The sequence below is a fragment of the Nocardiopsis sp. NPDC006139 genome (genome assembly GCF_040614155.1).
GTDB classification, from domain to species: Bacteria; Actinomycetota; Actinomycetes; order Streptosporangiales; family Streptosporangiaceae; genus Nocardiopsis; species Nocardiopsis changdeensis.
This window is the reverse complement of record NZ_JBEXTT010000034.1, coordinates 1-25,701: the sequence shown is the minus strand read 5'-3', so window position 1 is coordinate 25,701 and position 25,701 is coordinate 1. Positions and strand designations below refer to the sequence as shown.

Here is a 25,701-nt window from a genome sequence, read left to right as displayed (position 1 = left end):
CCCCTGTCTCCGACGGTCTGTCTCGGCCTCGAGACTACCCGGGGCGACCCGCGGCGATGACGTCCACGGCCCTGTGCACCTCGGCTCCGGTGAGGTCGGCCCGGGCGGTCAGCCGCAGGCGCGAGCGGCCGTCGGGCACCGACGGCGGGCGGAAACAGCCCACCCGCACCCCGGCCGCCAGGCACCGGGCCCGCCAGCGCACCGCGGCGTCCGGGGACGGGGCGGTCACCGACACCACCGCCGCGTCGGGGGAGGTCGCCTCCAGCCCGTGTCCGCGCAGGCCGTCGCAGAGCAGCCGGGCGTTCTCGCGCACCGCCCGCGCGCGCTCGGGCTCGGCGCGCAGCAGGCGCAGCGCGGCCAGCGCCGCGGCCGCCGAGGCCGGGGCCAGCCCGGTGTCGAAGATGAACGTGCGGGCGGTCTCCACCAGGTGCCGGATCACCCGGTCCGGGCCCAGCACGGCGCCGCCCTGGGCGGCCAGCGCCTTGGACAGGGTGACCGAGACCACCACGTCGTCGGGGGCCGGGGACAGCCCGGCGGCGGCCAGGGCGCCCCGGCCGCCCGGGCCGACCACGCCGAACCCGTGCGCGTCGTCCAGCAGCAGGGCGCCGCCGGCCGCCCGAGCCGCCCGGTGCAGCGCCGCCGTGTCGACGAGGTCGCCGTCCACGGAGAAGACGGTGTCGCTGACCAGCAGGGACCGGGCCCCGGGGGCGGTCCCGCGGGACCCCAGGGCGCGCGCCGCCGCGGCCGGGTCGGCGTGGTCGAACAGCTCCACCCGGGCTCCGCCCGCCCGGGCCAGCCGGGCCGCGTCGATCAGCGAGGCGTGGTTGTGGCGGTCGCACACCAGCAGCGGGGCCGGGGCGTCGGCGCCCGCCCCGGGCACCCGGGCGGTCAGCGCGGTGAGCATCGCCAGGTTGGCGGTGTAGCCGGAGGAGAACACCAGGGCCGACTCGGTCCCGGCGAAGTCGGCCAGCTCCCGCTCCAGTTCGTGGTGGAGCTCGGTGTCGCCGGTGACCAGGCGCGAGCCGCCCGCGCCGGTGCCCCAGCGCCGCAGCGCCGCCTCGGCGGCGGCGGTCACCCGCGGGTGGCGCAGCAGCCCCAGGTAGTCGTTGCCGGCCAGGTCCAGCACGTCCTCGGCGGCCGGCCGCGGGACGATCCGGCGCGACAGCCCCGACCGGGCCCGCGCCCGGGCGGCCTGCGACAGCCAGGAGAAGGGGTGCGGCGCCGCACCGGAGGGGCCCGGGCCCGCGCTCCGGGAGCGGAGCGTCCACGGGCGGCGGGGCGGTGACAGGGCGGCGCCGTCCATGGGCGGGTGCTCCTTCGGTGCGGGGAACGGGGCGTCGAGCGTCTCCGAGGGGGTGGGGCGACGGGGGGAACCGGTGCACGAAGGGACCGACCCAGCGGCGGCCAATCCCGCTGGGGCGGCCCGGTCCTCGTGCCAGGGAGGCGGTACCGACTCTGCCGGGTCCGCGCCCCCCGCGTCACCGGTGGAAGCCCACAAAGTTCGGACACCGAACCTGGTAGGTCTGCACGGATCCGGTCCGCGGACCGGATCGGAAGAATGGGACCACATGACGCCCGAGTGGATACGTTCCGTCGACCGCGCCCACCTGTGGCACCCCTATACGACCCTGCCCCCCGCCGAGCCGCCCCTGGTGGTGACCGGAGCGGACGGGGCGCGCCTGCGGCTGTGGGACGGGGAGCGCGAGCACGAGGCCGTCGACGGCATGTCCTCCTGGTGGTCGGCGATCCACGGCTACCGCCACCCGGTCCTGGACGCCGCGCTGCGCGCGCAGGCCGACGACTTCAGCCACGTGATGTTCGGCGGGCTCACCCACGGCCCGGCGGCCGAGCTGGCCGGGCTGCTGGTGGAGATCACCCCCGAACCGCTGCGCCACGTCTTCCTCGCCGACTCCGGCTCGGTCGCCGTCGAGGTGGCCATGAAGATGTGCCTGCAGTACCACCGCTCCAGAGGGGAGGCGGGCCGCAGCCGGTTCCTCACCTGGCGGGGCGGCTACCACGGGGACACCTTCCACGCCATGAGCGTGTGCGACCCCGAGGGCGGCATGCACGCCCTGTGGGGCGACGTGCTGCCCGGGCAGGTGTTCGCGCCCGCGCCGCCGCGGGAGTACGACCCCGGGCACACCGCCCGGGTGGCGGCCCTGGCCGAGCGGCACTCCCGCGAGCTCGCCGGGATCATCGTGGAGCCCCTGGTGCAGGGCGCCGGGGGCATGCGCTTCCACGACCCGCGGCACCTGAAGGACCTGCGGGCCCTGGCCGACGAGCACGGCGTACCGCTGGTCTTCGACGAGATCGCCACCGGGTTCGGGCGCACCGGGGACCTGTTCGCCGCCGACACCGCCGGGGTGGCGCCCGACATCATGTGCCTGGGCAAGGCGCTCACCGGCGGCTACCTCACCCTGGCCGCGGTGCTGTGCACGGAACAGGTGTCGGGCACGATCGCCCGGGGCCGGGTGCCGGTGCTGGCGCACGGGCCCACGTTCATGGCCAACCCGCTGGCCTGCGCCGTCGCGGTCGCCTCGGTCCGGCTGCTGCTGGAGTCGGACTGGCGGGAGTCCGTCGCCCGCGTCGAGCGCGGACTGCGGGCCGGGCTGGCCGGGGTCCCCGGCGCCCGGGTGCGCGGCGCGATCGGGGTGATCGAGCTCGGGGACCCGGTGAGGATGCGCGAGGCGTCCCGCGCCGCGCTGGAGGCCGGGGTGTGGCTGCGCCCGTTCCGGAACCTGGTCTACGCCATGCCCCCGTACGTGTGCACCGACCAGGAGGTCGCCGCGGTGGCGGCGGGCATGGTCGCGGCCGCGGAGGCGTCCCGATGATCCTCGTGGTGACCGGTACCGGGACCGGTGTGGGAAAGACCGTCGTGACCGCGGCGCTGGCCGCCGTGGCCGGTGTCAGGGTCGCGGTGCTCAAGCCCGCCCAGACCGGGGTGGGGCGGGGGGAGCCCGGCGACGTGCACACCGTCGCGGCCCTGGTCCCGTCGGTGACCCCGGTCGAACTCGCCCGCTACCCCGAGCCGCTGGCCCCCGCCACGGCGGCCGCCCGCGCGGGGCTGCCCCAGGTGCGCGCCGAGGACGTCGCCGACGCCGCCCGAGCCCTGGAGGGCGACCACGGACTGGTCCTCGTCGAGGGCGCCGGCGGCCTGCTGGTGCGGCTGAACACCGAGGGCCAGACCCTGGCCGACGTCGCCGTGCTGCTGGACGCCCCCGTCCTCGTCGTGGCGCGTGCCGGGCTGGGCACGCTCAACGAGGTGGCCCTCACCGCCGAGGCGCTGCGCGCGCGGGGTCTGCGCCCGGCCGGGGTGGTCATCGGCTCGTGGCCGACAGAGCCCGATCTGGCGATGCGGTGCAATCTGGGCGACCTGCCGACGATGGGTGCGGGGCCGGTCGTCGGGGCGCTGCCGCAGGGGTGCGCCGACCAGGACCCGCGCTCCTTCGCTGAGACGGCGCGGCGGGCCCTGCCCCACTGGAGGCCGGGACCGGCGACGCGAGGGTGAACGCCCGCGGGCCGGGTCCGTGGGCGCGCAGGTGCTCCTCGCGCTCGTGGACCTCCTCCGGCCCGGGCCCGTCCGCCGACCACCACAGGGTGCGCTCCACCGAGGGGAAGGCGCCGTGCCGCTCGCGGTGCTCCACGAGCAGGCGGTGCGTCCGCTCCACGAAGGACCGCAGGGCCACCGGGTCCCGCCACAGGGACACGACGCGGACCTCGTCCCCCGTGCCGGAGGAGTCCACTTCGACGATGTGGCCCTCGGTGGACCGCGCCCGCAGCCGGAGCGCCTCCGCCAGCGGGCCGACGTGGTCGCCCCGGATCACCCTGGATTCGGCCAGGGTCAAGGATTGGTCTGCCATAACGACTCCTCTTCGAGGTCCATTTCTGTCAGTATGGATATGAAGAGAAGCGGCGCACAGGGCCAATGGAGGCGGTAATGGACTCTTCCCGGACGGTGGACGACCTCGTCGGTCTCCTCGGCGCGTGGTCCGCCGGGGACGGCGCGCTCTACCGGAGGCTCGCCGACTCCCTCCGGACGCTCATCGACGAGGGCAGCCTCGTCCCCGGCGAGCGGCTGCCGTCCGAGCGTGTTCTGGCGTCGGCGCTGCGGGTCAGCCGGACCACCGTCGTCTCCGCCTACGACCTGCTGCGCTCCGAGGGCGTCTTCGACAGCCGGCAGGGCAGCGGCACCCGGGTCAGCGACCGGATCGCGCCGGTGCGCTCCGACGGCTGGGCGGCCAACGGCGTCGGCCAGTTCATGTACCGCAACCTCATCCAGAAGGACGCCGGGCTCATCTCGGCCACCTGCATGAACACCCCCGCGATGCCGGGGTTCGCCGAGGTCGTCCGCGAGAGCCTGGACGACATCGGGCCGCTGCTGGACGAGGGCACCTACTACCCGCAGGGGCTGCCCGCGCTGCGCCGGGCCATCGCCGACTTCTACTCCGACAGGGGGCTGCCCACCGTCGCCGACCAGATCGTCGTGACCACCGGCGCCCACCAGGCCATCGCCCTGGTGGCCCAGCTCTACCTGCGCAAGGGGTCGCCTGTGGTGGTGGAGGACCCCGGGTTCGCGGGCTGCCTGGACCTGATGAGCGACCGGGGCGCCCGGTTCGTGCCCGTACCGCTGGACGACCAGGGCATCGACATCAACGGGGTGCGCCGCGCCGTCGACGAGCACGCCCCCCACCTGCTCTACACGATGCCCTCGTACCACAACCCGACCGGCACGATGATGTCCGTGGCCCGCCGCCGCGAACTGGGGGAGCTGTCGGCCCGGACCGGGACGCCGATCCTGGAGGACGCCGCCTACACCGGCGTCCGCCACCCGCAGGAGCCGCCGCCGCTGGCCGCCTACGCGCTCCGCGGTGCGGAGGTCATCAGCGTCGACTCGCTGTCCAAGGTGGCCTGGGCGGGACTGCGCGTGGGCTGGCTGCGCGCCCCGGTGGAGATGGCGGTACGGCTCAGCCGCCGCAAGCTCCTGGCCGACCTGGCCGGACCGCAGCTGGATCAGATCGTCGCCGTGCGGCTGCTGGCCGACTACGACCGGATCGCCCGTGAGCGCTCGGAGCGGCTGGCCGCCGCGATGGACCACATGGAGGGGCTGCTCCGCCGCGACCTGCCCGACTGGCGGTGGAAGCGCCCCGACGGCGGCGCCGCCCTGTGGGTCGAGCTGCCCGGCATCGACTCGCGGGCCTTCACCCAGGTCGCGCTCTGCCACGGGCTCGAACTGGTGCCCGGCAGCCTGATGTCGGCGTCCCCCATCGGACCGTTCGACCGGCACTTCCGGCTGCCCGTGGCCTTCGACGCCGCCGAGCGCGAGGAGGTCGTCTGGCGGCTGTCCCGCGCCTGGCGCGAACTCGACCGCCACGGCCCGGTCGGGGCCCCGATCCCCCTGGTGGTCTGACGGCGAAGCCCCCACGGGGTTCTGGAGGCCCGGAGCGGATGTCCGAGGGACGAGGATGTCCGTGCAGGGGCGAAGGTTCCCGTTCTCCGGGGGGCTGAGCACGGGCCGAAGCGGAGCGGAGGCTCAAGGGGGCACAGTGCCCCCACGGGGTTCTGGAGGCCGAGAGAGAACAGGGCCGCCCGCGGGACGGGTCCCGCGGGCGGCTCCGCTGTGGCAGGACCGGTCGGCTAGCCGATCCGGACCTTGCGGGCGGCCTCGAAACGCTCCTGGACGTCGGCCCAGTTGACCACGTTCCAGAACGCCTTGACGTAGTCGGCCTTCACGTTCTTGTACTGCAGGTAGAACGCGTGCTCCCACATGTCCAGCATGAGCAGCGGCACGGAGCTCAGCGCGGCGTTGCCCTGCTGGTCGTAGAGCTGCTCGATGATGAGGCGCTGGCCCAGCGCGTCCCAGGCCAGGAACGCCCAGCCGGAGCCCTGGAGGCTCGCCGCGGCCGCGTTGAAGTGGGCGCGGAAGGCGTCGAAGGAGCCGAACTGGTCGTCGATGGCGGCACCGAGCTCGCCCTCGGGCTTGTCGCCGCCGTCGGCGGACAGGTTCTTCCAGAAGACGCTGTGGTTGACGTGGCCGCCGAGGTGGAACGCGAGGTTCTTCTCGAGCATGGTCACGGCACCGAAGTCGCCCTTGTCGCGGGCCTCGGCCAGCTGCTCCAGCGCCCCGTTGGCACCGGCGACGTAGGCGGCGTGGTGCTTGTCGTGGTGCAGCTCCATGATCTGACCGGAGATCCACGGCTCCAGGGCCGCGTAGTCGTAGGGCAGCTCGGGGAGCGTGTATGGCGCAGACATCTCAGGCGCACCTTTCCGATGAAGCGGTTCGTCGTCACTTACCAGCGAAGGATCGCTAGGCAGCAAGCTATCAGCCGTGCGGCGGGGGCCCCGGTGTCGGACGGGCGACACCCGGGGCCGGGAATAAACCGCCGTACACCCTCCGTAGCGGTGTACTTTCTGTGGGGAACCGTGTTCGTACGGTGGGGATCTCCGGGGGTGGGGGAGGTCGGGTCGTTTCGGAGGTTCGGTCAAGGTCGCCGGGCGCAGGTCGCCGGGCGTTGGAGGGGCGTTCACCGGTCGTTCCGCCCTGTGGGCGATGATCCGACGCCACTTCCCCGTCATCTCGCACATTCTCGAGGCATGTCCATGTCCACTCCCGAACGCGGTGCCGCCGAACGCCCCGCCTCCCAGCGCGGCGGCTTCCGCCCGGAGATCGAGGGGCTGCGCGCCGTCGCCGTCCTGCTGGTCGCCGTCTACCACATCTGGTTCGGCCGGGTCTCCGGCGGAGTGGACGTCTTCCTCTTCCTCACCGGGTTCCTCATCACCGGGTCCCTGGTGCGCTCGGTGGAGCGCGACGGGCGCATCGCCCCGTTCGCGTTCTGGTCCCGGCTGCTGCGGCGGCTCACCCCCGCCGTCGGCGTGGTGCTGGCGGCGGTGCTGGCCATGGCGTACCTGTGGCTGCCGCGGTCGCGCTGGCCGGACGTCATCGCCCAGGTGTACGCGTCCGCGCTCTACCACGAGAACTGGGCGCTGGCCGCCGCGGCTGTCGACTACCTGGCCCGGGAGGGCGCGCCCAGCCCGGTGCAGCACTTCTGGTCGCTGTCCATCCAGGGCCAGTTCTACCTGCTGTGGCCGCTGCTGCTGGGCGCGGTGCTGCTGGTGGCGGGGCGGGACCGGATGCGCCGGGCCTCGCTGGCCGCGATCGGCGCGGTGCTGGCGGCCTCCCTGGCGTACTCGGTGTGGATCACCGCCGTCGACCAGCCCTGGGCCTACTTCGACACCGGCGCCCGCCTGTGGGAGCTGGCCCTGGGCGGGGTGCTGGCCCTGGTCGTCCACCGGATCACCCCGCCCGTGCCGGTGCGGTGGGCGCTGGGCTGGGGCGGCCTGGCCGCACTGGTCCTGTGCGGTGTGCTGTTGCCGGTGTCCACGGTGTTCCCCGGGTACGCGGCCCTGCTGCCGACCCTCGCCGCGGCCGCCGTCATCGTCGCCGGCGGCGGGGGCGGCCGGGCCGGGGTCCACCGGGTGCTCGCCTGGCGCCCGCTGACGGCCCTGGGCGGCCTGTCGTACGCCCTCTACCTGTGGCACTGGCCGGTCCTGGTGGTGTACCTCCAGCTCACCGGCCGCTCCCTGGCCACCCCGCTGGGCGGGGCGGCCGTGCTGGCCCTGTCCCTGGGCCTGGCCTGGGTCACGGCCAAGGCCGTCGAGGGCGGGGCCGAGAGCCTGAGCCGCAGGGTCTCCCGGCCGTGGCTGCCGGTCTGGTCGGCGGCGATGGCGGTCCTGGTCATCGCCCCCTCCCTGGTCGTCGGCTCCCAGTGGTCGGACCGGCTGGCCGAGGAGAGGCGGGAGCGCGCCGAGCGCGTCATCGAGCCCGTCGACTACCCCGGGGCCGCCCTGGTCACCCACCCCGAACTGGCCACCGTGCTGCCCGACCTGCCGGTGGTCCCCGACCCCCTCGACGCCCAGGACGACCTGTCCGACCACCACCTCCAGGGCTGCCACGTGGACCTGAAGGCCACCGAGCCGAAGGTGTGCTGGGCCGGACCCGAGGACGCCGAGTACACGATCGCCATGGTCGGCGCCTCGCGCACCGCCCACTGGTACCCGGCGCTGGAGGAGGTCGCCCTCAGGCACGGGTGGCGCCTGGTGTCGTTCACCAAGAGCGGGTGCCAGTTCAGCGCCGAGGTCCCCTACACCCAGGGGCGTGTGTTCACCGAATGCCAGGAGTGGGACGCCCGGGCCATGGAGGAGCTGGAGCGGCTGCGCCCCGACGCCGTGTTCACCTCCTCCACCCGGGCCAGCGCCGCCGGGGAGGTCGTGCTGCCCGGGTTCCCGGTGCGCTGGCGGGAACTGGACGCCATGGGCATCGACGTCATCGGGGTGCGCGACCTGCCCCGGCACTCCTACGCCGGGGCCGAGTGCGTGGCCGACAACCCGGACGACCCGGCCGGTGCGTGCAGCGACCCGGTCGGCTACTCGCACGCCGAACGCCACCCGGCCGCCGTGCTCGCCGAGCGGGGCAGGCTGCCCGCCAACGTCTCCCTGGTGGACCTCACCGGGCACGTGTGCCCCGGCGGCCGCTGCGACGCGGTCGTCGGCAACATCCTCGTGTACTGGGACCACTCCCACATGACCGCCACCTACGCCCGCACGCTCGTCCCGGCCCTGGAGGAGGCGCTGGTGGAGGCCACCGGACAGGGGAACGCGACAGCGAACTCTTGAGGGCGCGGCGGTCGGCCGGGGGTGATCTTCCGGTGAACAACAGTGGAATTGCCCCGCACGCGGGTTTCGCCGCCCTCCACGAGGTGGTGTCTTAGTCGGGTGGGCCCTTCGTGTCACCGAGCCGTGGCGCCGGCCCCGCCCCTTGCCGTCCGGCCCCGTGCGCCCGGGACCCCTCCCCGCGCCCGCCGGTCCTGCCATCCCCCCTGGAGATGCCCGTGCGTTCGCTGCGCCGCCTGTCGCGCCCCCTCCTGGCCGTCGCCGCCGTCGTCGGCCTCCTCGCCACGGCCGCCCTGGTCACCCTGGCCGCCCTGGGCCTGGTCGGCTGGGTGGAGGCGGGCACCCTGGTCGCCCTGGCCCTGCTCGGCGCGCTGGTCTGCGGGCTGGGGCTGGGCCTGGTCCTGGTGCGCCGCTCGGTGCGCGCCCTGGAGGAGTCGGTGCGCGAGCACGCCCGCACGGTCTCCCAGGCCCTGGGCGAGGACCGGCTGGAGACGCGGCGCTCCCTGAAGGACCTGCGCGAGCGCGTCACCCGGGTCACCGACCACGCGCTGCCCAAGGCCTCCCGCGAGCTGCGCCGCGCCGTCGAACTCCAGGGCCGCGCCGACTACGAGCAGCAGGTCGCCTGGACCGAGCTGCGCGACCACCTGGACACCGCCCCGTTCATGCCGCCGCTGCGCGGCTGGGCCGCCTCGCCCGACGTGCTGCGCGTCCTGGTCCGCCACATCGAGCGGCTGCGCCCGGCGACCGTCGTGGAGTGCGGCAGCGGCGCCTCCAGCGTTTGGCTCGGCTACGCGCTGCGCCGGGCCGGCGGCGGCCGCCTCGTCGCCCTGGAGCACGACGCCCGCTACGCCGAGCTGAGCCGCGCCCTGGTCGCCTCCCACGGGCTCGACGACATCGTCGAGGTCCGCCACGCCCCCCTCACCCCGATCGAGCCGGACACCGTCACCGTCGACGGCGAGGAGCGCACCACCGCCGACCTCTGGTACGACACCGCCGCCCTGGCCGACCTGGCCGGGGTGGGCCTGGTGTTCGTCGACGGCCCGCCCCAGGCCACCGGCCTCCAGGTCCGCTTCCCCGCGCTGCCGCGGCTGCTGGCGCACTGCACCGAGGACGTCGTGTTCGTCCTGGACGACGCCGACCGCGAGGAGGAGCGAGCGGTCGGCGACCGCTGGCTCGCCGCCCACCCGGAGTTCCAGCGCACCGAGGAGCAGGCGGAGAAGGGGGCGCACGTGTTCGGCCGCAAGGGGATCTGACCCGCCCCGCACCACCCGGCACCACCGCACCGACACCCACGAGGTCTGGATGATCACCACCGCCCTGCGGGACGCCCTGCGCGCCCGCGGCACCGAGACCGCCCTGCTGTGCCACACCGGCGCAGGGGCCCGCGCCCACCTGGAAGGACTGCCGCTCGCCCCGGCGGACGCGGTCGTGGACCTGGACGCCCGCGTCCTGGGCGAGCCCCTGGAACTGCGCAACCTCTGGGAGCGCGACAGCGGCCCCGAGGCCGGGCTGGTCGCGGTCGTCGCCGCGACCCCCGCCGACCTGCACCGCTCCCTGGCCGCCGCGGCCGACCTGCCGCGCGCGGTCCAGGTGGTGGTCGCGATCGTGGACACCCCCGGCCACCAGGAGCCGCCGCTGCCCGCGTCCCCCGGCATGGGCCAGTGGCGCGAACTCCAGGAGGTGCGGGTGCGCCGGGCCGGCCGCCGCGGATGGCTGTGCGAGCTGTTCTTCCCCAACGGGGTGGAGACCCCGCAGGTGCTGGACGCGGTCTGGTCGGGCACCCGGGGGCGGCGCCGGGGGCCGGCGATCTCGCCGCTGGCCGCGCTGTCGGGCCCCGAGGCCGCGCTGTGGCGGCCCGGCGACACCGGCGCCCGCGGCGTGGAGGCGGCCGGGCCGGTGCCGTTGCGCCGGGTGACCCCGGTCGGCGACCTGGCCCTGCGGGTGGGGGAGGGCGCCCCGCCGGAATGGACGGACGAGGCGGTCCCGGTGCTGGACCGGCGCACCACCGGCGCCGACGCCTGGGAGCGGATCGCGGCGCCGGGCGGCGCCCGGGTGCACGAGAACGCGGGACCCTCGGACATCGCCCCCATCGACGAGCTCTCCGTCAACCCGGTCGGGTTCTCCAAGGACGCCTCCGGCCCGATGGGCGACCTCACCGTCCACGGCGACCGCGCCGTCGTCCGCCAGGGCGAGAAGGATCTGGCCGTCGTCGCCCCGGACGGCACCGTCACCGACGTCGACCTGTCCCGGATCCGGCACCTGCGCGGCGTCCGCGTGGACTGGTCCGGGCACACCGGCCCCACCGCCGCCGTGCGCGCCGTCGCCTCGCTGGCGGCCGGCGGGGTCCCGCTCGTCTCCGGGCCGCCGCCCGCCTGGGCGGCCGCGCTCGGCGCGCCCCTGGCCGATCTGATCACCGCCGCCGACGCCGAGGAGCTGGCCGACCCGCTGCGGCGGGAGGAGTACAGCGTCCGCCTGCGCCGCACCGCCCTGCGCCTGCACGGGTCGCGCTCCCGGTGGCGGGACCTGGGCGCGCAGGCCGGGGTGCCCGTGCCCCCCGCGCCCACGGTGTCCGTGATCCTGTGCACCCGCCGCCCGGAGATGGTCGGGTTCGCCCTCGCCCAGATCGCCCGCCAGCGCGGGGTGGACGTCGAACTCGTCCTCACCCTGCACGGCTTCCCCGCCTCCCTGCCCGAGGTGGCCGCCGCCATCGCCGAGTACGAGGCCACCGGGCGGCCCCTGGTCCTGTGCGAGGCCCCCGCCGACAAGATCTTCGGCTCGGTGCTCAACGACGCGGTCGCCCGAACCTCCGGGACCCTCGTGTCCAAGTGGGACGACGACGACTGGTACGGCCCCGACCACCTCGCCGACCTGGTCCTGGCCCGCACCTACTCCGGTGCCGAGCTCCTCGGCGTCGGGCAGGACTTCGTCTACCTCCAGGAGGTCGACCTGACCCTCTGGCGGGAGGGCCGGTCCGAATCCTCCAGCCGGTTCATCGCCGGGGGCACCATCCTCACGGACCGGGCGGTCCTGGAGGAGGCCGGCGGCTTCCGGCCGGTGCCCCGCTCCATCGACACCCAACTCCTCATCGCCGTCATGCGCGGCGGCGGCCGCATCTACCGCGGCCACGGGCTGGGGTACGTGCTCCGCCGCACCGGCGGCGGCCACACCTGGTCCGAGGACATGGCCTTCTTCCTGCGCAACCGCATCCAACAGTGGTTCGGCTGGCGTCCGAGCGCCCTCCTGGAGGGGGAGCCCGAGCCCTTCGGCCGACCCGTCACCGAGTACACGGGGGGACTCCGTTGACCACTCTGGAAACCGGCCGGGAGCCGGCCGCCGAAACCGCACCGAGAACCCTGCCGCGGGGGGAGGCGGACTTCTCCGGCCAGCCGCGCCTGGTGCGCAACGACTACGCGCCGCTCACCCCGGCCCCGCTGGGCGCGTGGACGCCGACCCTGTCGGTCAGCGTCGTGATCCCCTCCCACGGGCACCCCGAGAAGCTGGCGTTCGTGCTGGCCGCCCTGGCGGGCCAGAGCTACCCGGCGCACCTCATGGAGGTGGTCGTGGTGGACGACGGCTCCCCGGAGCCGCTGGTGCTGCCGCCGGTGCGCCCGGAGAACACCCGGCTGATCACCTCCGCCCCCGGCGGCTGGGGGTCGGCCCACGCGTTCCACACCGGTGTGGCGGCCTCCTCCGGGCAGGTGATCCTGCGGCTGGACGCCGACATGCTGGTGTACCGCGAGCACGTGGAGTCGCAGATGCGCTGGCACCACCTCGTGGACTACGGGGTGGCCATGGGGCACAAGCTGTTCGTGGACTTCGACCCCGGAGCGATGACCCCCGAGCACGTGCGCGACGAGGTCGCCGCGGGGCGGGCGGAGAAGCTGTTCGACCGCGAGGGCGCCGACACGCACTGGGTCGAGAAGATCATCGACGGCAGCAACGTGCTGCGGACCGCGGCCCACCAGGCCTACCGGGTGTTCACGGGGGCGACCGGCTCGCTGCACCGGACCCTGTTCGACGCCGCGGGCGGCATGGACGCGGAGATGGTGCTGGGCGGCGACACCGAGTTCGCCTACCGGGTGTCCCAGCAGGGCGCGGTGTTCATCCCCGACCTGGAGACCAGCAGCTGGCACCTGGGGCGCTCCCAGATGCAGACCCGCCGGGACGCGGGGATGCGCTACCGCACCCCGTACGTGTCCAACCGGGTCCCCGACTTCCGGCTGCGCCGCAAGAACCCGGACCGCTCCTGGGAGGTGCCCTACGTCGACGCGGTCATCGACGTCCGCGGCCGCACCCTGGAGGACGCGGAGGCGACCGCCGCCGCCCTGCTCAACGGGACCACGCCCGACCTGCGCCTGTGGCTGGTGGGGCCGTGGGGGGAGCTGACCGACGGGCGGCGCTCCCCGCTGGACGAGGAGCTGCTGGATCTGCGGCTGATCGGCGAGTCGTTCCGGGGCGACCCCCGGGTGAGGCTGGTCGAGGAGGCCCCCGAGCCCGACCCGCGGGTCACCTTCGTGCTGCACGCCCCGGCGGGGACGAAGCTGACGGACACGGCCGTGGCCGACATGGCGGAGCTGGCCAACAAGGAGCGCGCGGGCCTGCTGTGCGCCCCGCCGCCCGGCGCCACGCGCGCCGAGGACGGGGTGCTGCGCCTGGAGCGCCGTGCGGCCTTCGCCCGGGTCCGGCACCTGTCCCCGGACGCGGACGGCGCGGCGGCGGACCGGGCGGTGGAGGAGCTCTACGGCGCCCACTGGCTGTCGGGGGAGGCCTTCACGGTCCCCGAGCCCGAGCCGGGCGCCCCGGCCCGCAAGAACGAGAGCCCGGAGGCGCTGCGCCGCAAGCTGGAGCAGGCGCAGGCGGAGGTCGAGAAGCTGCGGGCCCGCGCCCGCCGCGCGGAGCGCAAGCTGCGCTGGTTCACGCCGGGCGTGGGCCGCCGGGTCCTCCGCAAGATCGTCCGCTGAGCAAGGGGCCGCCCTCCGGGGCGGCCCCTCTTCGCTCGGCGGGAACCCCCTCCGTCCGTCACGCCGTCGACCCGGCGTCGGTCAGCGGCTTCCAGGGGTAGCTGCGGAGCACGAGGGACGTGGTGACGGGGCCGTAACGGGCGAGCGCGTCGACGACCTCCTCCAGCCGCCCCGCCTGAGGGCAGTAGACGTCGAAGATGAGGCAGTCCTCCCCGGTGACCCTGAGGGTGGAGGCGATCTCGGGGGTCCGGGAGGCGAAGTCCAGGGCGTGTGAGAGCCGGGCGTGCGTGGCGCGCAGCCGGATGACCGCGTGGATGTTCAGGCCGAGGGCCGCCGGATCGACCACCGCCCGGTAGCCGGTGATGACACCTCTCCTCTCCAGCCTCTGGATGCGCGCGCTGGCCGCGGGCTGCGAGAGCCCGACCCGGCGCCCCACCTCCGCGCCGCTCAGCCGGCCGTCGGTCTGGAGCAGGGCGAGGATGTCCTGGTCCAGCCGGTCGAGTGATTCCATCGTCGTCCGCACCGTTTCCTTTGAGATCGCTCGGGTCACCACCACCGCCCTGATACATCCAGCAGAATCTGCTCCGGGCGCCCCCCTGATCGTGGGGAGCGGCGAATGAAAGGGCGGGCAGTGGTCGCGTACGTCATCATCCCGGGTATCGACGGCTCGGACGGCCGGCACTGGCAGACCCTGTGGGAACGGGACCGGGGCGCCGCGGCGGTGAGGATCTCCCCGGACTCGTGGTCCGCCCCCGATCTGGACGACTGGGTCGGCGCCGTCCAGGAGGCCTACGACGAGGCCTCCGGCCGGGACGACCGCGTCGTGCTGGTGGCCCACAGCCTGGGCTGCTGGGCCGCGTCCGCCTGGCTGGACGGGAACCCCTCGAGTCCGACGGCCGGTGCGTTCCTGGTCGCACCGCCCGACCCGCGCGGGCCGGCGTTCCCGCGCCGGGCGGCCGCGACCTTCGTCGAGGTGTCGGCGCGACCGCTGCCGTGCCCGGCACTGGTGGTGGGCAGCACCGACGACCCGTACTGCTCCCCCGAGGCTGCCGCCGGATTCGCGGAGCAGTGGGGGGCGCGGTGGCACCCGGCGGGCGCGTGCGGGCACATCAACTCCGCCAGCGGCCTGGGCCCGTGGCGGCACGGCCGTGAGCTCCTGGACTCGCTGACCCGGCGGTGATCGGGCACCCAGGGGACGTACGGCCACCGGTACGGTCCCGCGGTCCCCTTCCGGACAGGGAGGTCCGCCGCCGGCGCACGCCGGTGCGCCGGGGGCGGGCACCGGTGGGCGCGGGCGGAGCCCTCGGGCCTGGGTGCGGCGACGCACCTGGGGCCGCTTTTCGGGGTGGCTTTTTTGGGGGTTTCGGGCTGCTCCTGAGCAGTGGTTATGACAACACGCGCACGGTAGGGCACTAAAAGTTACAAGCGTGTCTAGTATGAGGCCTCGTGGTCGGTTAGTGCCGGCTCTTTGTCGCCGAGACGATCGAGGTCGCCCGATGATCACCTCCGCCGTCCGCCAGGCCCTGCGCACACGCGGGGACGAGCCCGCCGTGCTGTGCCTCATCGGGGACCTGGGCCCCGACCGGGCCGAGCTCGCCTCGCTGCGCCTGAGAGCGAACGATCTGCGGATCGACCTCGACGCGCACGGCATGGGCCGCCCGGTGGAGGTGCCGGGCGTGGGCGGCGAGGGGGAGTCCGCCTCGACCGGCCTCACCGTCGTCGTGGCGGGCGGCCTCACGGACCTGCGGCGGGCCGTCACCGTGGCCACGCAGCTGCCGCCGACCGCCCACCTGCTCGTGGTGGTGCGGCACATCCCCGCCCACCTGGGGCCGCTGGTGCCCGCGCCGCCCACCATCGACGAGTGGAACGACCTCCACGAGCTGCGCGTCCGCCGCTTTGACCACCGCGGCTGGGCCTGTGAGCTGTGCTTCCCCAGCGGCGTCTCCGTCGCCGAGGCCCTGGCCGCCGTGGTGCACGGCGCGCGCGGGCGCAGGCGCGGGCCCGGCATCGGGGTCCTGGGCGGGCTGCACGGCACCGACGCCGCGCTGTGGCGCCCCGGCGACGTGGCCGTCCGGGGTGTGAGCGCCACCGGGCCGGTGGCGATCGACCGGGTCACCCCGGTCTCCGACGTGGTGCTGCGCCTGGACGACGGGGAGGGCCTGCCGTTCTGGGAGGACGTGGAGGTCCCCGTCGTGGACCGCCCCGCCCCCGTGGCCGCGGTTCCCGAGGCGCGGGTGTACGCGGGCGACCCCGTCACCCGGGTCGCCCCCATCGACGACCGGTTCGTCAACCCGATGGGGTTCACCAAGAAGACCAAGGGCCCGCTGGGCGAGTTCGCCGAGGCCGACGGCCGCCTGGTGGTCCGCGACGAGACCGGCGTCCTGGTGCGTCCCGCCCTGGACGGGACCGTCACCGAGAACGACCTGGAGCGCATCCGCCACCTGCGCGGCGTGCGCGTCTCCTGGCCCGCCCGCGGCGACGCCTCGGCGGTGCGCGCCATCGCCTCGCTGGCCGCCGGCGGTGTCCCGATCGCCGGCGATCCCGCCCCCGCCTGGGCCGCCGGGCTGGGCGCGGACCTGATCGACCTGATCCCCTCGGTCGGCGAGGACGTGTTCACCGACGCCCTGCGGAGGGAGGAGCACAGCATCCGCCTCCGGCGCGCCGCCCTGCGCACCCACGGGGTGCGCACCCGGTGGCGGTCCCTGGCCGCCGAGGCCGGGCTGCCGGTCCCGCCGGACACCCGGGTGTCGGTGGTGCTGTGCACCCGCCGCCCCGACCTGGTCGGGTTCGCCCTGGCCCAGATCGCCCGCCAGCGCCACGTCCGCTTCGAGACCGTGCTGGCCCTGCACGGCTTCCCCGCCGGGCTGGTGACCGCCGAGATCGCGCGGTTCCGGGCCACGGGGATCCCGCTGGTGGTCCACGAGGCCGACGGGGGCACGGTGTTCGGCGCCGTCATGAACGAGGCCGTCGACCGCGCCTCCGGGACGGTCATCGCCAAGTGGGACGACGACGACTGGTACGGCCCCGAGCACCTGTCGGACCTCATGCTGGCCCGCACCTACTCGGGTGCCGACGTGGTCGGCATCAGCCAGAACTTCACCTACCTGGAGGAGCTGGACCTGACCGTGTGGCGCGGCTACCGGTCGGAGGTGCCCAGCCCCGCGATCGTCGGCAGCACCATCCTCGCCGACCGGGTCGTCATCGAGGACGTGGGCGGCTTCCGCCCCCGCCCCCGCGCCATCGACAGCCAGTTCCTGCTCGCCGTCACCCGGTCCGGCGGCCGCGTCTACCGCACGCACGGGTTCGGCTACCTGCTGCGCCGGGCGGGCGGCGGCCACACCTGGAACGTGGACCTGGGCTACTTCCTGCGCAACCACACCGAGCAGTGGATCGGTCGGCGCCCCAGCGCCCTGCTGGAGGGGGAACCCGCCCCCTTCGGCGACCGCGCCCACACCGAGCAGCACACGGGGGGACACGTTGAGCACTTCTGAGAGCATCCCGCGTCAGCACGGCCCGCGGCCCGTGGTGGACTTCGCCGACCAGCCGCGCGTGCGCAGAAACGAGTACGGACTCCTCGACCCGCCCGCACTGGGCGGGTGGGAGCCGAGCCTGACGGTCTCGGTGGTCGTCCCGGCGCACGGCCACCCCGAGAAGCTGGCCCTGGTGCTGGCGTCGCTGGCCGGGCAGAGCTACCCCGCCCACCTGACGGAGGTGGTCGTGGTGGACGACGGCTCCCCGGAGCCGCTGGTGCTGCCGCCGGTGCGCCCGGAGAACACCAGGCTGATCACCTCCGCCGCCGGGGCGTGGGGCTCCGGGCACGCGGTCAACACCGGTGTCGCGGCCTCCTCGGGGCAGGTGGTCCTGCGGCTGGACGCCGACATGCTGGTGTACCGCGAGCACATCGAGGCGCAGATGCGCTGGCACCACCTGGTCGACTACGCCGTGGTGCTGGGCCACAAGCTGTTCGTGGACTTCGACCCGTCGATGACGGCGGGCGCCCTGGACCCGGAGCGGGTGCGCGAGGAGGTGAGCGCCGGGCGGGCCGGGACGCTGTTCGACCGGGAGGCCGCCGAACCGCACTGGGTCGCGGAGTTCATCGGGCACTCCGAGGGGCTGCGCACCGCCGGGTACGGCGCCTTCAAGGTGTACGTCGGGGCCACCGGCTCGCTGCACCGCGGCCTGTTCGAGGAGGCCGGGGGCATGGACCCGGACCTGGTCCTGGGCGGGGACAGCGAGTTCGGCCACCGGCTGGCCGAGCGGGGGGCCCTGTTCGTCCCCGACGACGAGGCGGACTCCTGGCACCTGGGCCGGTCCCAGATGCAGGACAGGCGCAGCGCGGGCATGCGCTTCCGCGCGCCCTACGTCGCCAACCGGGTGCCCGACTTCCACCTGCGCAACAAGGGCCCCGCCCGGGTGTGGGAGGTGCCCCGGGCCGAGGTGGTCGTGGACGCGGCGGGCCGCACCCTGGAGGAGGTCGACGCCACCGTCGCCCCGCTGCTGGCCGGCACCGCGCCCGACGTGCGGGTGTGGCTGACCGGGCCGTGGGAGGAGCTGTCGGAGGGGCGCCGTTCGCCGCTGGCGGAGGAGCTGCTGGACCTGCGGCTGATCCGCGAGACCTACCGGGCCGACCTGCGCGTGCGGTGCGTGGAGGAGGTGCCCGCCCCCGACGGGCGGGTGCCGTTCCGGCTCCACGTGCCCACCGGGGTGCGCCCGCTGCCGGGCATGGTCGCCGACCTGGTCCGGCTGGCCGACCGCAAGTCGGCCGGGCTGGTGTGCGCCCCCGTGCCCGGAGCGCTGCGGGCCGGCGACGGGGTGCTGCGCCTGGAGCGCTCCGCCGCCTTCGCCCGGGCCCGCCACCTGTCGCCCAAGGCGGAGGGCACGGGCCTGGACCGGGTGGTGGAGGAGACGGGCGGCCTGCAGTGGACGTCCGCCAACCGGTACGTGGAGGTCCCCGAGGACGCCGAGGCCACCTGGGGCACTGTGCGCGCGGAGCCGGCCGCGGAGCCCGAGCCGACCCCGGTCGAGCTGCGCGCGGAGCTGCGCCGGGCCCACCGGGAGATCGACCGGCTGCGCCGCCGGGCCGAGCGGACCGAGCGCAAGCTGCGCTGGTTCACCCCGGGGCTGGGCCGCCGCCTGCTGCGCCGCATCGCCCGCTGAGCGGGGAGCGGAGAGGGGCGCCGGGGGCATCCCCGGCGCCCCCGTCCGCGCGGGGCGGCGTCAGGGCCCCAGGGCGTCAGGGAACCCAGAGGCCGAGGGACTCGGCGACCAGGGCCGGGCGCTCCTGGCCCTCGATCTCCACCGTGTGCCTGGTGGTGACCAGGTACCCCTTGGGGTTCTCCTGCACCGAGAGGACCTCCACCCCGTCGCGCAGCCGCGAGCCGACGGTGACGGGCTGGAGGAAGCGCACCTTGTTCAGGCCGTAGTTGATGGACATCGACGGCTTCTTCTCGATCCGGATGACCGACTGCGAGAAGTGCGCGAGCAGGGACAGGGTGAGGAACCCGTGCGCGATCGTCCGCCCGAAGGGGCCCGCGGCGGCCTTCTCCTCGTCGATGTGGATCCACTGGTGGTCCTCGGTCGCGTCCGCGAACCGGGTGATCCGTTCCTGGTCGACGGTGATCCAGTCGGTGTACCCCAGGTGCTCGCCCTGGGCGGCGATCACCTCGTCGATATCGGCGAAAACGCGCACCACGCCTCCACAGTCCTCGGTCGGATGGTGCGGCAACTCTACCTAACAGTGTTCGGTTATGGGAGGGGTCAACGGCCCCGGACCGCCGTCCGGGTCCCCGAGGCATCCACCAGCAGCGCCTCGGCGGTCCGCTCGGCCACCGCCGGCCGGTCCACGCCGTGGCCCAGACCGCTCTCGGCCAGGGGGACCGCCACGACGCCCTCGTGCGCGCGCACCGGCGGCGCCACCAGGCCGTCGCGCCCCCGGTGCCCCGCCCCGGGCATCTCCACGGGCAGCGAGGCGCCCGCCAGCGAGGCCAGCGCCACCGTCGCGGCCCGGCCCACCCCGGTCGCCGCCGACGACCCGCACCAGACCTTCCACCCGGCGTCGACGGCCAGGTCGACCGCCCGCCGGGCCGGGGTCAGCCCGCCCAGCCGGGACACGTCCACGTTCACGGCGCTCCCCGCCTCGGCGCCCACCGCCCGCTCCAGGTCCGCCAGGGAGCGCAGCGGCCGGCCCAGCGCCACCGGGGTGCGCAGCTCGGCCGCCGCCCGGGCGTACGCGCCCAGGTCGTCGGCGGGGAAGGGGTCCTCGATCGCCAGCAGCTCCAGCGAGTCCAGCGCCCGCAGCGCCTCCAGGTGCCCCTCCTCCTCGGAGTAGCGGCCGCCCGCGTCGACCTGGAGCACGAGGAACGGGAACCGGGACCGCACCGCGTGCACCACCTCGGTGTCCCAGCCCGGCGCGACCTCCAGCCGGACACGCCGGAAACCCGCGCCCACCTGGCGGTTGACCTCGGTGAACAGCGTCTCCACGCTCACCGTCCGGGGCACCGTCACCCCCGCCGTGAGCGCCGTGCGCTCCCCGCCCAGGGCGTGCGCCAGGGGGGTGCCGCGCTGGCGGCTCCACAGGTCCCAGCAGGCCGTGTCCAGGGCGCCGGCCAGCGCCGGGTCCCAGGGCAGGTCCGCCCAGGCCGCGCCCGCCTGGGTGGGGCGCGCCCACCCGTGGTCCAGCAGCGCCGGGGCGTACGCCGAACGCAGCGCCGCCCACTGGTCGGGGGTCGCCCAGGGCACCTCGCCCCAGCCGCTGACGCCCTCGCCGTCGGCGACGCGCACCAGCACGGGGCCGTCCCCGTCGTCGCGCCGCCCCCGGCCCCGGGGCCGCAGCCGGATCAGTTCGAGTTCGACGATCCGGGTCGCGGTCGTCGAGCCGGTGTGTCCCACGCTGTCCCACCTCGGTCCTCGTGGGCCCGTCTCGGTCCTTCCGGCCCGCGGCCGGACACGGGCTCCGTCCTTCCTCGACGGTACCCGCGCCCGCCCCGGCCGACCACCCCGAGCCGCACGGACCTGCCCGAACGCCCCCGCGCCGTGAGCCCTCCCGGACCCGCGGGCCCGCGGCCGGGAAGGCGGGGCGCTAGACCAGCACCTCGCCCAGGGGGCGGTGCTTGAGGCCGTGGGCCTCGGCCACCGGCGCGGAGACGACCTCGCCCGCGTAGGTGTTCAGGCCGCCCGCCAGCGCGGCGTCCTCGGCCAGCGCCCGCCGCCAGCCCTTGTCGGCCAGCGCCGCCGCGTACCGCAGCGTGTCCTTGGTCAGCGCGTGCGTGGAGGTGTTGGGCACCGCGCCCGGCATGTTCGCCACGCAGTAGAAGACCGTGTCGTGCACCCGGAAGGTCGGGTCGTCGTGGGTGGTGGGGCGGGAGTCCTCGAAGCAGCCGCCCTGGTCGATGGCGATGTCCACCAGCACCGCGCCCGGGCGCATCCGGGACACCAGCTCGTTGGAGACCAGCTTGGGCGCCCGGGCGCCCGGCACCAGCACCGCGCCGATGACCATGTCCGACTCCAGGACCGACAGCTCCAGCTCGAAGGCGTTGGACACCACCGTCTTGACCCGGCCCCGGTACAGGGCGTCGATGTGGCGCAGCTTGTCGACGTTGAGGTCCAGCACCGTGACGTCGGCGCCCATGCCCACCGCGATCTGGGTGGCGTTGAGGCCGGACACGCCGGCGCCGATCACCGTCACGCGGGCAGGCCGCACGCCCGGGACGCCGCCCATGAGGACGCCGCGGCCGCCGTTGGGCCGCTGGAGGGTGACCGAGCCGACCTGCGGGGCCAGCCGGCCGGCGACCTCCGACATCGGGGCCAGCAGCGGCAGGGAGCCGTCCGGCAGCTGCACGGTCTCGTACGCGATGCCGGTCACGCCGCGGTCCAGCAGGGCGTCGGTGCACTCGCGGGAGGCCGCCAGGTGCAGGTAGGTGAAGAGGGTCTGGCCCTCGCGCATCCGGTGGTACTCGGCGGCGACGGGCTCCTTCACCTTCAGGATCAGGTCGCCCTCTGCCCACACCTCGTCCGCGGTGTCGAGGATGCGGGCGCCCGCCGCCTCGAACTCCTCGTTCGTGATGGAGGAGCCCAGGCCCGCGTCGCGTTCGACGGACACCTCGTGTCCGCGGCGGGTCAGTTCGTGAACTCCGGCCGGGGTGATGGCCACACGGTACTCGTGGTTCTTGATCTCACGGGGCACGCCGACGCGCACGGTTCCTCCTGGATATCTCCGTTGATACCCCCACTGTCACCGGTGAAGGCACAGCGACACCATCGCCAACCTGACAGCGTGTCGGCGATCTTGTTGACAGGGTGTCAAGCCCAGGTGTGGGGCGGGCCACTGTCGCCCGAGGGCGCGCGCATCCCCGCGACCCAGACCGGGCCGACCTCTCCGACCAGACCCCTACCCGCGTAGGGGCTCCGATCCACGCCCGGGACCGATACCGGCCGTTCCGGGGCGAACGCCACCAGGTCCGCGTCGCAGCCCGGGGCGATGCGCCCCTTGCCCGCCAGCCCCAGCAGCTCCGCGGGCGCCGCCGCCGTCCACCGGGACAGCAGGTCCAGGTCCGCGCCGCGGCGCCGCGCCGCCGTCCACAGCGCGGACAGGCTCCACCGGAGCGTGTACAGCCCGTGCGCGGGCAGGTGCCCGGAGGACACCGTCGTGATCGCCGAGTCCGGTTCCAGCAGGGCGCTCCACAGCGCCTTGCGGTTGGCGTCCGAGCGCAGCGGCGGGCGGCAGGCGTGCGCGGGCGACTCCGGGTCCAGCACCTCCGCGGGCAGGCAGAGGTAGTGCGGACAGGTCTGCGCGCTCAGCCCCACCCCGATCGACCCGGCCGCCGACAGCAGCGCCGCGCACTCCGCGGCGGTGAACGGCACCACGTGCGTGCGGGTCCCCACCGACCGCGCCGCCGAGATCACCCGCTCCAGCCCCCGGCGCTCGGCCCGCGGCGGGCGCTGCTCCGCCGTCAGCGGCGGGGTGCCCAGCTCGCGGGCGTCCTCGGCGTGCACCAGCAGGACCGCGTCCAGCGCCGCCAGCTCCGCCATGGCCTTGCGGAGCCAGGCGTCGTCCAGCGCGGCCATGTCCGGGGCGCCCCCGTCCGACAGCGAGCACTGGAACGCCACCGCGCCCGCCGCCCGCAGGTCCGCCAGGTCCAGGGAGCCGCTGCCCGAGGTGACCCCGCCCAGGAAGTACAGCCCCACCGGCGACCCGGCCGCCGCCCGGCGCTGCGCCTGGAGGTCGTCGGCGCGGATCACCGCGGGGCGCGCCGGGGCGGGGGAGACCACCAGCGTCGTGACCCCGCCGCGCAGCGCCGCGGCACCGGCCTCCCGGTAGCAGTCCGCCGCCTCCAGACCCGGGTCGTACACCCCCGTGCCCAGGTCCACCGCCCCCGGCAGCAGGGCGGTGTCGCCCAGGTCGACCTCCTCGCGGGCCGACCAGCGGACCCCCGGGCCGGCCACCGCCTCGATCCGGCCGTCCCGGACGCCGACCGCGGCCGGGGCGACCCTCTCGGGCGTGACCACCCGCCTGGACCGGATCACGGTCTCGAAATCGGTCATCGCTTCTTCCCCTTCAGGTGTGTGCGACGGCAGGGACGCGAGAGGCGGTGCGGAGAGGGACCGCACGCGGACGACGAGGAAGACGAGGAAGCGGAGGACCTGCGTCTCGACCGGGAGCACCGAGAGTATCGCGAAGAACACGCAAGGGAGGGGCGAACGCCACTTCCCGCCGCGGCCCCGGCACCGCCGGAATCCTCGCCCCACCCCCGACCGGCACCCCGTAGCGGACGGTTTACCCTGGAGTGCGCCGAGCCGCCCCCGACGGCATCCCCCCTGTGAACGACCTCGACGACGGAAGTGGCACGTGGCTCCTCCCGCAAAGATCACCCAGTCCCCGGACCGCGCCGGGGCGCCCCGCACGTCCACGACGGCGGTCCTGGCGGCGGTGGCCGCCCTGCTGTGCCTGGCCGGGCTGAGCATCACCCTGGTCCTGGGCGGCGCCGCGTTCCCCGAGATCATCCCCGGCCTGCCCGACGCGGGCGACGCCGTGCGCTGGGGCCTGCCCCTGTCCAAGGCGGTCATGGACGCCGCGGCCGTCCTCACCGTCGGGACGCTGCTGCTGGCCGTCGTCCTGCTGCCCTCGGACAAGGGGCGGCTGTCCCGCCAGGCCACCGGCTACGTGCAGGCCGCCACCTGGAGCGCCCTGGCCTGGGCCGCGGGCGCCGTGGCCACCCTGTACTTCCAGGCGTCGGAGTTCCTGGCCCGGCCGCTGGGACAGGTCAGCGTCGACGAGGTCACCGCCTACGCCGGATCGGTCTCCGGCGGCATCGCGCTGATGTTCGTCATCCTGCTCACCACGGGCATCCTGCTGTTCGGCCGCACCGTCACCGGCGCGACCGGCGCCCTGTGGCTGCTGATCCTCTCCCTGGTCGCCCTCACACCGCCCGCGCTGACCGGCCACTCCGCCTCCTCCGGGTCGCACGAACTGGCCGTCACCGGCCTGGCCATGCACGTCGTCACGATCAGCGTGTGGACCGGCGGCCTGGCCCTGCTCACCTACCACGCGATGCGCGCGAACGGCGACGCCGTCGAGATCGCGGCCGCCCGGTTCAGCCGCCTGGCCCTGTGGGCCTACATCGGCGTGGCGATCAGCGGCCTGGCCAGCGCCCTGGCCCGGATCGAGTCGTTCGACGCCCTGGTGCGCACCGAGTACGGGCTGATCATCGTCGTCAAGGCCGTGCTGTTCGCCGTCCTGGGGGCGTTCGGGTACCTGCACCGCGAGTTCGCCCTCAAGGGGGCGGACGGCGCCGCCGGCGAGCCGGCCCGGCCCGCCTACCGGCGCCTGCTGTTCCTGCGCATCGCCGCGGTCGAGGTCCTCGTCATGGCGCTCGTCATCGGCGTCTCCGTCGGCCTGGGCCGCACCGCGCCGCCCCCGCCGCTGGACAGCCGGGTGGACCCGGCCGCGCTCATCCTCGGCTTCCCCGTCCCCCCGCCCATGGACCTGGTCAACCTGCTCACCCTGTGGCGGCCGGACCTGTTCTTCATCATGCTCGTGGTCGTCGCCGGGGGCCTGTACGCCGCCGGGGTCACCCGCCTGCTGCGCCGCGGCGACTCCTGGCCGGTCGGGCGGACCGTCGCCTTCGCGGCGGGCCTGCTCACCATCGTGGCCGCGCACCTCAGCGGGTACGCCACCTACGCGATGGTGCTGTTCTCCGCGCACATGATCCAGCACATGGTGCTGTCGATGCTCACGCCGATCCTGCTGGTGCTGGGCGCGCCGGTCACCCTGGCGCTGCGGGCGCTGCGCCCGGCGAAGCGGCGCGGAGACCGGGGGCCGCGCGAATGGCTCAACCTGTTCCTGAACAGCCGGTTCTCCAAGGTGGTCACGCACCCGGCGGTGGCCACGCCGCTGTTCGTGTTCAGCCCCTACGCGCTGTACTTCACCCCGCTGTTCCCGACGCTGATGAACGACCACCTCGGTCACCTGTTCATGGGCGTGCACTTCCTGCTCACGGGGTTCCTCTTCTACTGGGTGATCGTCGGGGTCGACCCGGCGCCCCGCAAGATGCCCTACCTGCTGCGCATCCTGCTCCTGCTGCTGGCCATGGGCTTCCACGCGTTCTTCGGCATCTCGATCATGATGCAGACGGCGCCCATCGCCATGGACTTCTACGGCCAGTTCGACGTCCCGTGGGTCGACGACCTGGCCGAGGACCAGTACGCGGGCGGCGGCGTGGCCTGGGCGCTGGGCGAGATCCCGACGCTCCTGGTCATGCTGGCGCTGGTGGTGCAGTGGTCCCGCGACGACGAGAAGCAGGAGCGCCGCCGGGAGCGGCACGCCCGCCGCGACGGCTCCGAGGACGCCGACCTGGACGCCTACAACGCCTACCTGGCCGAGCTCGACCGCCGGAACAAGGCGATGTCGGGCGCCGAGGCGCCGACCGAGGCCCCGGCCGAGGCGCCCGCCGGGGAGCCGGCGGAGAAGAGGGCCGACGAGGCCTGAGGCCGCACGCGAGGGGCCCGCGGGCCCCCCGCCGCCGCGGGCCCCCGCCCGCGCGCGCCCCGGCCGGGGGGGGGGGGGGGGGTGTGTGTT

At 75.0% G+C, this 25,701-nt stretch carries 18 protein-coding genes and 1 pseudogene; 11 read left to right on the top strand and 8 right to left on the bottom strand.

Translation table 11 applies throughout. The annotated features are described in order from the left end of the window. Window positions 1–34: 34 nt before the first annotated feature. Window positions 35–1,303: an aminotransferase class I/II-fold pyridoxal phosphate-dependent enzyme gene (locus ABZ249_RS30425; protein ID WP_355269653.1), complete on the bottom strand. Its 1,269-nt coding sequence runs from the start codon at window positions 1,301–1,303 to the stop codon at window positions 35–37. A gap of 265 nt (window positions 1,304–1,568) precedes the next feature. On the opposite strand from ABZ249_RS30425, the gene ABZ249_RS30420 reads away from it, so the two are divergent. Together ABZ249_RS30420 and bioD are read left to right on the top strand one after the other, a co-directional pair. Continuing rightward, window positions 1,569–2,831 carry an adenosylmethionine--8-amino-7-oxononanoate transaminase gene (locus ABZ249_RS30420; protein ID WP_355269651.1) on the top strand — a complete coding sequence of 421 codons (1,263 nt, stop codon included), beginning with the start codon at window positions 1,569–1,571 and terminating at the stop codon, window positions 2,829–2,831. Further along, window positions 2,828–3,508 carry a dethiobiotin synthase gene (gene bioD, locus ABZ249_RS30415; protein ID WP_355269649.1) on the top strand — a complete coding sequence of 227 codons (681 nt, stop codon included), beginning with the start codon at window positions 2,828–2,830 and terminating at the stop codon, window positions 3,506–3,508. The genes ABZ249_RS30420 and bioD overlap by 4 nt, the downstream gene beginning before the upstream one ends. A gap of 46 nt (window positions 3,509–3,554) precedes the next feature. Here the strand turns inward: bioD and ABZ249_RS30410 are convergent. Next, window positions 3,555–3,860, bottom strand: a pseudogene (locus tag ABZ249_RS30410) (hypothetical protein); the annotation flags it as partial. Window positions 3,861–3,937: 77 nt separating this feature from the next. Here ABZ249_RS30410 and ABZ249_RS30405 point away from each other — a divergent pair. Next, a complete protein-coding gene (locus tag ABZ249_RS30405; protein WP_355269647.1) occupies window positions 3,938–5,407 on the top strand; it encodes a PLP-dependent aminotransferase family protein in 1,470 nt (489 codons plus the stop codon). 227 nt (window positions 5,408–5,634) lie between these two features. On the opposite strand, the gene ABZ249_RS30400 is transcribed toward ABZ249_RS30405, so the two are convergent. After that, window positions 5,635–6,249 (bottom strand): superoxide dismutase, encoded by a 615-nt coding sequence (locus tag ABZ249_RS30400; RefSeq protein ID WP_220562727.1) that lies wholly within the window; start codon window positions 6,247–6,249, stop codon window positions 5,635–5,637. 348 nt (window positions 6,250–6,597) lie between these two features. Here ABZ249_RS30400 and ABZ249_RS30395 point away from each other — a divergent pair, with 348 nt between their 5' ends. The 4 genes from ABZ249_RS30395 (at window position 6,598) to ABZ249_RS30380 (ending at window position 13,628) form a co-directional block, all read left to right on the top strand. Further along, complete coding sequence (locus ABZ249_RS30395; protein ID WP_355269694.1) at window positions 6,598–8,670, top strand: acyltransferase family protein; 2,073 nt, start codon at window positions 6,598–6,600, stop codon at window positions 8,668–8,670. Window positions 8,671–8,885: 215 nt separating this feature from the next. Further along, the gene (locus ABZ249_RS30390; protein WP_355269644.1) at window positions 8,886–9,920 is read left to right on the top strand and encodes a class I SAM-dependent methyltransferase; all 1,035 of its coding nucleotides are present in this window, start codon (window positions 8,886–8,888) and stop codon (window positions 9,918–9,920) included. Between the two features lie 49 nt (window positions 9,921–9,969). Further along, on the top strand, window positions 9,970–11,970 hold the full coding sequence (locus tag ABZ249_RS30385; protein WP_355269642.1) for a glycosyltransferase family 2 protein: 2,001 nt from the start codon (window positions 9,970–9,972) through the stop codon (window positions 11,968–11,970). Continuing rightward, window positions 11,967–13,628, top strand: coding sequence for a glycosyltransferase (locus ABZ249_RS30380; RefSeq protein ID WP_355269640.1), 1,662 nt, complete (start codon window positions 11,967–11,969; stop codon window positions 13,626–13,628). Before ABZ249_RS30385 ends, ABZ249_RS30380 begins: the two co-directional genes overlap by 4 nt. A gap of 58 nt (window positions 13,629–13,686) precedes the next feature. Here the strand turns inward: ABZ249_RS30380 and ABZ249_RS30375 are convergent, their stop codons facing one another. Further along, a complete protein-coding gene (locus ABZ249_RS30375) occupies window positions 13,687–14,139 on the bottom strand; it encodes an Lrp/AsnC family transcriptional regulator (RefSeq protein ID WP_355269638.1) in 453 nt (150 codons plus the stop codon). Between the two features lie 105 nt (window positions 14,140–14,244). On the opposite strand from ABZ249_RS30375, the gene ABZ249_RS30370 reads away from it, so the two are divergent. The 3 genes from ABZ249_RS30370 to ABZ249_RS30360 all read left to right on the top strand — a co-directional run bounded on the left by ABZ249_RS30370 (window position 14,245) and on the right by ABZ249_RS30360 (window position 18,785). Then, window positions 14,245–14,808 carry an alpha/beta fold hydrolase gene (locus tag ABZ249_RS30370; protein ID WP_355269636.1) on the top strand — a complete coding sequence of 188 codons (564 nt, stop codon included), beginning with the start codon at window positions 14,245–14,247 and terminating at the stop codon, window positions 14,806–14,808. A 316-nt stretch (window positions 14,809–15,124) separates the two neighbouring features. After that, a complete protein-coding gene (locus ABZ249_RS30365) occupies window positions 15,125–17,119 on the top strand; it encodes a glycosyl transferase family 2 (RefSeq protein ID WP_355269634.1) in 1,995 nt (664 codons plus the stop codon). Then, window positions 17,106–18,785 (top strand): glycosyltransferase, encoded by a 1,680-nt coding sequence (locus tag ABZ249_RS30360; protein WP_355269632.1) that lies wholly within the window; start codon window positions 17,106–17,108, stop codon window positions 18,783–18,785. The genes ABZ249_RS30365 and ABZ249_RS30360 overlap by 14 nt, the downstream gene beginning before the upstream one ends. A gap of 76 nt (window positions 18,786–18,861) precedes the next feature. On the opposite strand, the gene ABZ249_RS30355 is transcribed toward ABZ249_RS30360, so the two are convergent. The 4 genes from ABZ249_RS30355 to ABZ249_RS30340 all read right to left on the bottom strand — a co-directional run bounded on the left by ABZ249_RS30355 (window position 18,862) and on the right by ABZ249_RS30340 (window position 23,168). Continuing rightward, window positions 18,862–19,317, bottom strand: coding sequence for a MaoC family dehydratase (locus tag ABZ249_RS30355; protein ID WP_355269692.1), 456 nt, complete (start codon window positions 19,315–19,317; stop codon window positions 18,862–18,864). Window positions 19,318–19,385: 68 nt separating this feature from the next. Beyond that, a complete protein-coding gene (locus ABZ249_RS30350) occupies window positions 19,386–20,516 on the bottom strand; it encodes an enolase C-terminal domain-like protein (protein WP_355269630.1) in 1,131 nt (376 codons plus the stop codon). 190 nt (window positions 20,517–20,706) lie between these two features. Further along, a complete protein-coding gene (gene ald, locus ABZ249_RS30345) occupies window positions 20,707–21,822 on the bottom strand; it encodes an alanine dehydrogenase (RefSeq protein ID WP_355269628.1) in 1,116 nt (371 codons plus the stop codon). Between the two features lie 104 nt (window positions 21,823–21,926). After that, the gene (locus ABZ249_RS30340; RefSeq protein WP_355269626.1) at window positions 21,927–23,168 is read right to left on the bottom strand and encodes an amidohydrolase family protein; all 1,242 of its coding nucleotides are present in this window, start codon (window positions 23,166–23,168) and stop codon (window positions 21,927–21,929) included. Between the two features lie 376 nt (window positions 23,169–23,544). On the opposite strand from ABZ249_RS30340, the gene ABZ249_RS30335 reads away from it, so the two are divergent. After that, a complete protein-coding gene (locus ABZ249_RS30335; RefSeq protein WP_355269690.1) occupies window positions 23,545–25,611 on the top strand; it encodes a cytochrome c oxidase assembly protein in 2,067 nt (688 codons plus the stop codon). Window positions 25,612–25,701 lie beyond the last annotated feature (90 nt).

What these genes read in the sequence shown, in the direction of transcription:
- ABZ249_RS30425 (WP_355269653.1), bottom strand. Translation starts at nt 1,303, where the DNA reads ATGGACGGCGCCGCCCTGTCACCGCCCCGCCGCCCGTGGACGCTCCGC.
- ABZ249_RS30420 (WP_355269651.1), top strand. Translation starts at nt 1,569, where the DNA reads ATGACGCCCGAGTGGATACGTTCCGTCGACCGCGCCCACCTGTGGCAC.
- bioD (WP_355269649.1), top strand. Translation starts at nt 2,828, where the DNA reads ATGATCCTCGTGGTGACCGGTACCGGGACCGGTGTGGGAAAGACCGTC.
- ABZ249_RS30405 (WP_355269647.1), top strand. Translation starts at nt 3,938, where the DNA reads ATGGACTCTTCCCGGACGGTGGACGACCTCGTCGGTCTCCTCGGCGCG.
- ABZ249_RS30400 (WP_220562727.1), bottom strand. Translation starts at nt 6,249, where the DNA reads ATGTCTGCGCCATACACGCTCCCCGAGCTGCCCTACGACTACGCGGCC.
- ABZ249_RS30395 (WP_355269694.1), top strand. Translation starts at nt 6,598, where the DNA reads ATGTCCACTCCCGAACGCGGTGCCGCCGAACGCCCCGCCTCCCAGCGC.
- ABZ249_RS30385 (WP_355269642.1), top strand. Translation starts at nt 9,970, where the DNA reads ATGATCACCACCGCCCTGCGGGACGCCCTGCGCGCCCGCGGCACCGAG.
- ABZ249_RS30375 (WP_355269638.1), bottom strand. Translation starts at nt 14,139, where the DNA reads ATGGAATCACTCGACCGGCTGGACCAGGACATCCTCGCCCTGCTCCAG.
- ABZ249_RS30370 (WP_355269636.1), top strand. Translation starts at nt 14,245, where the DNA reads ATGAAAGGGCGGGCAGTGGTCGCGTACGTCATCATCCCGGGTATCGAC.
- ABZ249_RS30365 (WP_355269634.1), top strand. Translation starts at nt 15,125, where the DNA reads ATGATCACCTCCGCCGTCCGCCAGGCCCTGCGCACACGCGGGGACGAG.
- ABZ249_RS30340 (WP_355269626.1), bottom strand. Translation starts at nt 23,168, where the DNA reads ATGACCGATTTCGAGACCGTGATCCGGTCCAGGCGGGTGGTCACGCCC.